The organism is Ligilactobacillus ruminis DSM 20403 = NBRC 102161, assembly GCF_900113455.1.
Classification (GTDB): Bacteria; Bacillota; Bacilli; order Lactobacillales; family Lactobacillaceae; genus Ligilactobacillus; species Ligilactobacillus ruminis.
The window spans coordinates 1-7,973 of record NZ_FOPI01000050.1 but is presented as its reverse complement, the minus strand read 5'-3'; the positions used below and the strand labels follow the sequence as shown (position 1 = coordinate 7,973).

The window sequence follows — 7,973 nt, the reverse complement described above, 5'->3', positions numbered from 1 at the left end:
GATTAGTTCTGACGGTGTCAAGTACGGCACTTTTAACGCAGAATGGCTGGAAAAACAAGCCGTTAGGTGGCAACGTAAGTATGCCAGACGTCGTTACCTTGCTCAATGCGAGGTGTGGAAGTGGAATCATAACCGCTCTGACCATCTGGAAGAGCTTGATGATTATTCCAACTGGCAGCGTGCAAGGGTCAATAAAGCCCGCTGCCAGAAACGGATTGCCAATAAGCGCAGAGACTACCTTCATAAGCTGACAACTGACTTGATCAGGAACTATGACGTGATTGTAATCGAAGATTTGAAAACCAAGAATCTGCAGAAGAATCACCACATGGCCAGGTCAATTGCCAATGCCGGCTGGTATCAATTCCGCGCAATGCTGGAATACAAGTGCGCCTGGTACGGCAGACAATTAGTTGTAGTGAAGCCTGACTACACCAGTCAGATCTGTTCGAACTGTGGCTTTAACAGCGGGAAAAAACCGCTGGAAGTCCGCGAATGGACGTGCCCGAAGTGCGGCATTCACCACGACCGGGATGTTAATGCGGCAGTTAACATCCTGCACAAAGGTTTAAAAGCCATTGGCCAGGGACTGGCCCTGGTAAAATAACGGAGTTCTGTAAGTCAGGTAGCTGGAATACCAGCGCAACATCCTGAATACTACTTCGTGTTCCCAGAAGCTCGGTTATTTATGGCCGAGTAGTTCACCATCAACGCGAGCGCCATTTCCAAAAAAGCAAAAAAACTCTCGCCGCAGCGACGAGAGTTCCCCCGTATCGGATACTCCATATCTCCTCTATCATACAATTTTTCAATGAAGCTTATCCTGGAGTTTATCCCCTAATCTGTCAACTCCCTTGACGGCGACAATGGTTCCCCCGATCAAAATGCCGCCGACAATTGCCGTCGAAAGCAGAACAACACGTAAAAGTCCTTTTGCCATTTGCATCACCTGCCCATGTTTAAGCGGGACATAATAAATGAAACAAGTGCTACCAATATAATCGCGCCAATAATTGACGGAATTATGGCCATCCCAGCAAGCTGGGGTCCCCATGACCCAAGGAGTGCTTCTCCAAGCGAAGAACCAATCAATCCGGCAATGATGTTGCTGAGCCACCCCATTGACTGACCTTTGCTCGTAATGGCACCTGCGATGGCACCGATAATCGCACCGACAATCAAAACCCATAACCAATGCATAGTGAATTCCTCCTTGCTTTATTTGACTCACCATATAACGCCAGGTTCCTAGGACCTACTGTCATTATATATGGAAACGCTTTCTGTTGCAAATAAAAACACTCATCAAAATAAAAATCACCAATAAACATTGATTTTTAAAAATGTTAACTTAACTATACTTTAGGTTGACAATTGCCGTGAAATACGCTCAAAAACGCCTGACGAACCGTACAAGACGTTTTTAAATTTCTTTGCGCCGGGGTCGGTCAGCGCATGAAAGTCTTTGACTTTCAAAACATAAGCACTTTTTTACGTATGGTTCTTTAGAATCATTTTCCATGAAAATCGTCACTACATTTTAATTCAAATGAATCTTTCCAATGTCTTGCCTGCACCAAACATCAAAACCACGATTGCGATGCCGACAAACAAATCGAGCGTAAGCAACGTGTCTTTTAAAAGCAATGGCAAAAAAATCAAAACGGCAGATGCCACGGTACTGACAGCTATCGTCGAAATCTTGAAAAATATCGTTTCGCTTTCAAATGCCGAGCGCATCACCAATTTGACTAAAGCATAAGCAATCACGACAATCAAAATGATGACGATTCCTTCGCCGACTGAAATTTTAATCGATGCAGCCGGCAATTTCCCTTTGATGATTTTCCCTGAAAAACCGGCCGAAAAAATTATTCCGATCAAAAGCGAAGCGGAACAGGCCAGGAAAAAAGTGCTGAAAAATTCGCACGCTGCTTGAAACTTTGTCTTCTTTGGCAAAGAATCGATGATTTCATCGCAAAATTCCTTGTAGTCTCTGCATTTTCCAAAAAGACTTCCAATATTTTCCCCTCGTTCCTGCGCTTCAAGCACCATTGACGTCAAATCGAACCTCACGACTTCAACGTCGTGTTCTGAAAGTTTTGATCCGCGCAAATAGCAGATGATGTCAGTGAAAACTGCCTGATTTTCTTCTTTGATGAGTCCGTCCAAACGATTATTCTCTTTCCTCAATTCGTGCGTGCTTTTCTCCATGTCGATCTTCCTTTCTTTCAAACAGCCTCAAAACTGCCGACTCCAACTCCGAAAAATTTTGATAAAACATTTCAATCTCCGTCATCCCTTGTTCGGTGATTGAAAAATACTTGCGTCTTGGCCCAACCGGTGATGACTTGTACTCAGCGGAAATCAGCCCGTTTTTTTGCATCCTGAGCAGCATCGGATAAATCGTCCCCTCGGAAATATTTCCGAAACCGTAAAATTTCAAGGTTTCCGAAATTTCGTATCCGTACGTTTCATGTTCGCTGATGATTTTTAAGACGCAGCCTTCGAGCATTCCCTTCAGCATTTGCGAAGGTATCATCGAATCACCTCTCTTACTATTTTGCATTACATAATACCTAGCTATAATGTATTACAAGATAGCTGTTCTGTCAATTATTTTGCTGAAAAATACAGTGCGTTGGTTGATCAGCTGCCATTTGATGTTCAGTTACGGGAAAAATGCCGACTTCTGGAATCTGCCCGTAAAACCCAGCTTCCGGTTACGGGCAAAACGACGATTTTTGGAATCTGCCCGTAAAAAGGCAGCCCTCGGTTACGGGCAAAACGTCGATTTTTGGAATCTGCCCGTAAAAAGCAGCTCTCCATTACGGGCAAAAAGCAGATTCTTGGGATTTGCCCGTAAAACCCAGCTTCCGGTTACGGGCAAAACTACGATTTTTGGAATCTTCCCGTAAAAGCCAGCTCCCGGTTACGGGCAAAAAGCAGATTCTTGGGATTTGCCCGTAAAAGCCATCTCTCGGTTACGGGCAAAACGTCGATTTTTGGGATTTGCCCGTAAAAGCCAGCTCCCGGTTACGGGCAAAACGACTATTTTTGAATTCTGCCCGTAAAATTCCCGAACACCGGTGAACGCCTTGCGTCAACGTGGTTTTTTACGGCAATTGTTGTTTTTCCGTGGATTTATCCCAAAGATTTCGGTTGCCTGAAAAATATATGCTATAATAAGCGGATAGTTCGCTTTACAATAATGACTGAATAAAAGGGGGAATCTTCATGTGTCTGATTTGTGATCGAATTAAGATGATCAAAGATGAGGCCAATCCTTTCTTTGTCAAGGAACTTGAGACCGGTTACGTTGTTTTGGGGGACACGCAGCGTATCGAAGGCTATACGCTTTTTTTGTGCAAAAAGCATGAAACGGAACTTTTTGATCTGGATGAAGATTTTGCGACAAAATATATGAAGGAAATGATTTTTGTGGCCAAAGCCGTCAAAAATGCCTTTTGCGCGGACAAGATAAATTACGAGTGTTTAGGGCAAGGTGACGCCCATCTTCATTGGCATCTTTTTCCGAGACATGAGGGCGATCTTGGAAATTATGGCAATCACGGCAAAGGCCCGGTGTGGTGGCTTCCGATGGAGGAGTTTTACGCTGATGAGAATTGTCCGTCAAAAGAAGAACTGTTTGATTTGAAACAGCGTTTGAAAGCAGAGCTTGAGCGCATCGTCGATATTTCCGGAACGATTTTGAAAACGTCTCGGTTGACGCTCAGAGAGTTTGAACAAACGGATCTTGATGATTTTCATGAATATGCGTCAGTTGACGGCGTGGGGCAGATGGCTGGCTGGCTTCCGCATCAAGACAAAGATGAAACGCAACGGATTCTTGACATTTTCATTGGCGGAAGAGATACTTTTGCCATCGTAAAGGATGGCAAGGTGATCGGTTCGGTCGGGATCAAAAAATTCAGTGCTGCCAAACTTGCTGCATTTTCCAATAAGAAAGGCTGCGAACTGGGCTTCGTCCTCTCCAAGGATTATTGGGGACAAGGGATTATGCCTGAGGCTGTTCTTCGCGTGATTGACTGGCTGTTTGAAGAACAGGGGATGGACTTCATTTCTTGCGAACACTTCGTAACGAACAGGCAGTCAAAAAGAGTTCAGGAAAAATGCGGGTTTAAGTATGTTAAAGATTCCGTGTATGAAACGAGCTATGGTAAAATTGAACAAGTCAAAGTCAACGTTTTGGAAAGAAAAGACTGGAAAGATGTTGAAGCAGGTGGCAAGGTTTAGAAAAATTTTGCCGGTCATCCTGATGATTTTGCCATATGTTTTCTTCGTTCATGAATATTTTGAATATAAGAATGCTTACAATTTCTTCACGTTGTACGTCATCCTGACGATTGTCGTTTATGTTTTGAATATCGTCAATGCGCTGACTTATCCGAAAGACAAGGTCAATGATCTTGCGTTTTACGACATGCTGATTAAGTTCGTTCATATTCCCTTTTTCCTGCTGATTTTTGGAACAGGTCTGCTATTGCTGTTTGCGATGGCCGTTCCGGCACTGATCTTTTCCAGTCCCTTAATGATAATGATTCTGGCAATCATCGACTATTTGCTGATGATAACTTCTTCGATGTACGGTATCAGCGTCGTTGTCAGATTGGAACAAAGCGGCAGGCTTGAAAAAGGCAAAGGGTTGATTTATCTCGTGCTGCATTTGGCATTTGTCGTTGATTTTTAAGTGCTGTTTCGCTTTATCGACGGGTTCGGCGAAATTGAGAACAAGTGCTTGCATATCGCACGCCGACCGCTTAGAATTAAATTAGAGTACTCTAATTGGGGGTTGTGCTTATGTTAAATCGTGAAAAGGAAGGTTTGCTGACCGACATGTACGAAGGCCTTGAGTATCAAGTCCTGGAGGATTTGTGCAATGAGTGGGAATTCGATAATGACGTGTCTGTCGGCAAGTTTGTTGAGCAACGCATCGATCGTCCGTTTCCAAGCGAAGAAGAAGCATGCAAGATGCTTGACATGCGCGTTTTTTGCGCTTGGATGGACAAGGATTGCGAGTTAGGCAAATACGAGGAGTTTATCAGGTCATCCAGCGACAAGGAGGACTCCGCGGCGATTTTGACCAGATGCAAAGAGGAACTGTGCGGTGATCTGTATTGTTTGCGCGCAAGACGTCTTTCTGGCGAATTTTTGGTTATTCACAATACCGGTGACATCTATTCGTATACGCCGGGGCTTTTTGAAGAAGAACTTGATTTGGACCTGGTCAAAAGACAGATTGATTCATTGGGTCAAGAGGATCTGCTTGTCGGATGCCTTTTTGATTTGAACAGGCTGGTTACGGTGGCGGCACATCGCTGCTATCCTGAACTGATTCAATATGTGATTCAGCATCAGGAAGATTATGAGCAGTTCGTTAAAGAAAAATATTGTTGAAAACGTCAAGCCTGAACTCGATCAGATGAGCTTAGGCTTTTAATTTTGTATTAAGCATGATTTTGAAAGGAGAAATTGCAATGGCTGGAAAAACCGGCAATATTCTTGCGCTTTATGCTGTGCTTTACAGATGCACGGATGAGGACCATCCGTTGACGATGCGCGAGATTCAGGACAAAATGGTCGATATGGGATATAATTGCAGCGAAGACACGATTCTCAGACACATGCGCCTTTTAAGAGAATGGGACGTCAAAGTTGAAGGAAGCATGGGCAGAAATGCCAAATATTATCTTGGAAATCGACTGCTGAAAAAAGAGGAACTCAAATTGATTGTTGATGCGATCAATGCTTCAAATTTTATCGGCAGAGAAATTGCGAACGAAATGGTGCAGAAGCTGAAAAAATTATTGAGTGAAAACCAGTGCGACTATCTTGACCGCAATGTTTTGGGGATGGTCAACAATAAAACCGAGAACCAAAAAATCTTGGACAACGTGGACAAGATTCAAGAAGCTTGCGATAAAAAAGTGCCGATCAGTTTTACCTACATGAAGTGGAACAAAGATCTGGAGCTCGTCCCTAAAAGCGACAAAGCAGAAATCGTCAACCCGTGGAGCCTGATCTGGGCTGATGATCGCTATTACCTTTATGCAATCAAAAATAAATGTGGAAAACTGGTTGAACGCCATTACCGCGTTGACAAAATGACTGATATCAAGCTGTTGAAGGATCAAACACGCGAAGGCATGGTCAAGGTGCGCGAAATTTGTCCCAATACTTACGTCTCAAGAAGAATGGGCATGTTTACCGGAGACGAACGAAAGATTACCGTTGCGGCAAGCGAAGAAATGGTCGGACCGATCATCGATCAGTTCGGAAAAAACATCAAGGTTTGCGCAAATCCTGACAAGACTGACAAAAGCAATGAACTTCTGATCGAATTTTATGCAGTTCCTTCAGTCATCTTGCTGGGATGGCTCATCGGTCTTGGCGACGTTGAAGTAATCGGACCAAAAGAGGTCAAAGAAGACATGATCGATCTGCTCAAAAAAACGTCTGCCAGGTATGATCGGCAATAATGTATCATGAGGAAGGAAAAATGACTGTCGCATGGTGATTTGAAGCGCAAGCGCTTATCATGATCAACGAAAAATTGATTGAATTCAGCGATTGAATCGATGAAGCGCATGTCTGCTTTTTGCCGTTTGCGGCAAAACGAATCACCGAAAAAATTATCTGTTTTTTGTCAAATGCAGTGCTTCGCCAGGTTATTGAAGCAAAAATTCACAAGCTTATTGTGTGCTTTTGAAGCGTAAATGAGTTATGATCATGGCGAAGGGAAGTGTTTTGAAATGTTGGAAACAGGAATTAAAGCACCATTGTTTACGTTGCCGGATCAAAACGGCAAGATGCACAGTCTCGATGAATATCGCGGCAAGAAGGTAATTCTGTATTTTTATCCAAAAGACAATACGCCCGGATGCACCAGGCAGGCCTGCGGATATACCGCACATTTGCCGCAGTTTGAAGAAAAAGGAGCCGTTGTTTTGGGCATCAGCAAGGATTCCGTCGAATCACACAAACGTTTTGAAGAAAAGCACGGTTTGAAATTTACGTTATTGTCGGATGAAAATCTTGAAACGATTAAAGCGTATGACGTGTGGAAGGAAAAGAAAAGTTTCGGAAAAACGTATATGGGGGTCGTGAGAACGACCTATCTGATTGACGAGGACGGAATGATTGTCAAGTCAAACGATAAGGTGAAGGCCGCAGAGGATGCGGAAAAAATGATGGAAGAATTCTGATTTAAGAAGTTCCTTAAATGAAATGTCGAACAAATGAGGTCGAATTGCGACTGATTTTGTCCGGCATTTTTTCAATTTTGCATATGGAAATGATAAACGATAAATGCGGCGCTGCGCATCGTTTGCTCAATCAGCGTGCCAGGGCGGGATTACGGGTATAACGTCGATTTTTGAGATTTGCCCGTAAAAGTCAGCCCTCGATTACGGGCAAATGAGCGATTTTTGAAATATGCCCGTAAAAGTCAGCCCTCGATTACGGGCAAATGAGCAGTTTTTGAAATATGCCCGTAAAAGTCGGCCCTTGGTTACGGGCAAATGAGCAGTTTTTGAAATTTGCCCGTAAAATCCAGAGATTTTGCCAAATACATGCTGCCGCTTTGCCGAATATGATCCTGATATTCAGGCCAACAAAAAATACTTGGTTATGCCCGTATAATGGTGTAAATTGATAAAAAAAAGAGAGCCAAGTGCTCGTCTCCCAGGTATAATTAAATCACCTAACAAAATAATACTAGGAGGACAAACAAATGGCTCAATTAAATATTACCTTAAATCAAGAGGAAATTCTACAACTTCTTTCAAAGGATCACGATCAGGCATTTCGCGAACTGCTGCGTAAAAGTCTCAATAGTATTTTGATGGCGGAATCCACTGCTCAACTCAAGGCTGAGCCTTACGAACGGTCAGAAGAACGCACGGACAGCCGCAACGGCACTCGAGAACGCGAGCTCAAGACACGGATAGGCA

11 protein-coding genes are annotated in these 7,973 nt (G+C 43.4%); 7 read left to right on the top strand and 4 right to left on the bottom strand.

Annotated features, from left to right (window positions below; translation table 11 throughout):
- The coding region (locus BMZ95_RS10335; RefSeq protein WP_143455019.1) for an RNA-guided endonuclease TnpB family protein at positions 1-607 on the top strand (607 nt) is incomplete at its 5' end.
- 201 nt (positions 608-808) lie between these two features.
- Here BMZ95_RS10335 and BMZ95_RS11625 read toward each other — a convergent pair.
- From BMZ95_RS11625 to BMZ95_RS10320, 4 genes are all read right to left on the bottom strand, one after another.
- Complete coding sequence (locus BMZ95_RS11625; RefSeq protein WP_263850160.1) at positions 809-940, bottom strand: hypothetical protein; 132 nt, start codon at positions 938-940, stop codon at positions 809-811.
- Positions 941-945: 5 nt separating this feature from the next.
- Positions 946-1,200, bottom strand: coding sequence for a GlsB/YeaQ/YmgE family stress response membrane protein (locus tag BMZ95_RS10330; protein ID WP_003694900.1), 255 nt, complete (start codon positions 1,198-1,200; stop codon positions 946-948).
- A gap of 345 nt (positions 1,201-1,545) precedes the next feature.
- Entirely contained in the window at positions 1,546-2,214 is a 669-nt protein-coding gene (locus BMZ95_RS10325) for a DUF1129 domain-containing protein (protein WP_052750356.1), read from the bottom strand.
- Positions 2,177-2,542, bottom strand: coding sequence for a PadR family transcriptional regulator (locus BMZ95_RS10320; protein WP_014074177.1), 366 nt, complete (start codon positions 2,540-2,542; stop codon positions 2,177-2,179). Before BMZ95_RS10320 ends, BMZ95_RS10325 begins: the two co-directional genes overlap by 38 nt.
- Before the next feature lie 695 nt (positions 2,543-3,237).
- Here BMZ95_RS10320 and BMZ95_RS10310 point away from each other — a divergent pair.
- The 6 genes from BMZ95_RS10310 to BMZ95_RS10275 all read left to right on the top strand — a co-directional run.
- A complete protein-coding gene (locus tag BMZ95_RS10310; RefSeq protein WP_046922271.1) occupies positions 3,238-4,257 on the top strand; it encodes a GNAT family N-acetyltransferase in 1,020 nt (339 codons plus the stop codon).
- Positions 4,244-4,711 (top strand): DUF6652 family protein, encoded by a 468-nt coding sequence (locus BMZ95_RS10305; RefSeq protein WP_014074174.1) that lies wholly within the window; start codon positions 4,244-4,246, stop codon positions 4,709-4,711. Before BMZ95_RS10310 ends, BMZ95_RS10305 begins: the two co-directional genes overlap by 14 nt.
- 110 nt (positions 4,712-4,821) lie before the next feature.
- Positions 4,822-5,418 carry a hypothetical protein gene (locus BMZ95_RS10300; protein WP_014074173.1) on the top strand — a complete coding sequence of 199 codons (597 nt, stop codon included), beginning with the start codon at positions 4,822-4,824 and terminating at the stop codon, positions 5,416-5,418.
- An 80-nt stretch (positions 5,419-5,498) separates the two neighbouring features.
- Positions 5,499-6,500 (top strand): helix-turn-helix transcriptional regulator, encoded by a 1,002-nt coding sequence (locus BMZ95_RS10295; protein WP_225354955.1) that lies wholly within the window; start codon positions 5,499-5,501, stop codon positions 6,498-6,500.
- Positions 6,501-6,773: 273 nt separating this feature from the next.
- A complete protein-coding gene (gene bcp / locus BMZ95_RS10285; RefSeq protein ID WP_046922273.1) occupies positions 6,774-7,226 on the top strand; it encodes a thioredoxin-dependent thiol peroxidase in 453 nt (150 codons plus the stop codon).
- Between the two features lie 527 nt (positions 7,227-7,753).
- Positions 7,754-7,973: transposase (locus tag BMZ95_RS10275; protein WP_191981833.1), on the top strand; the 220-nt coding region annotated here is incomplete at its 3' end.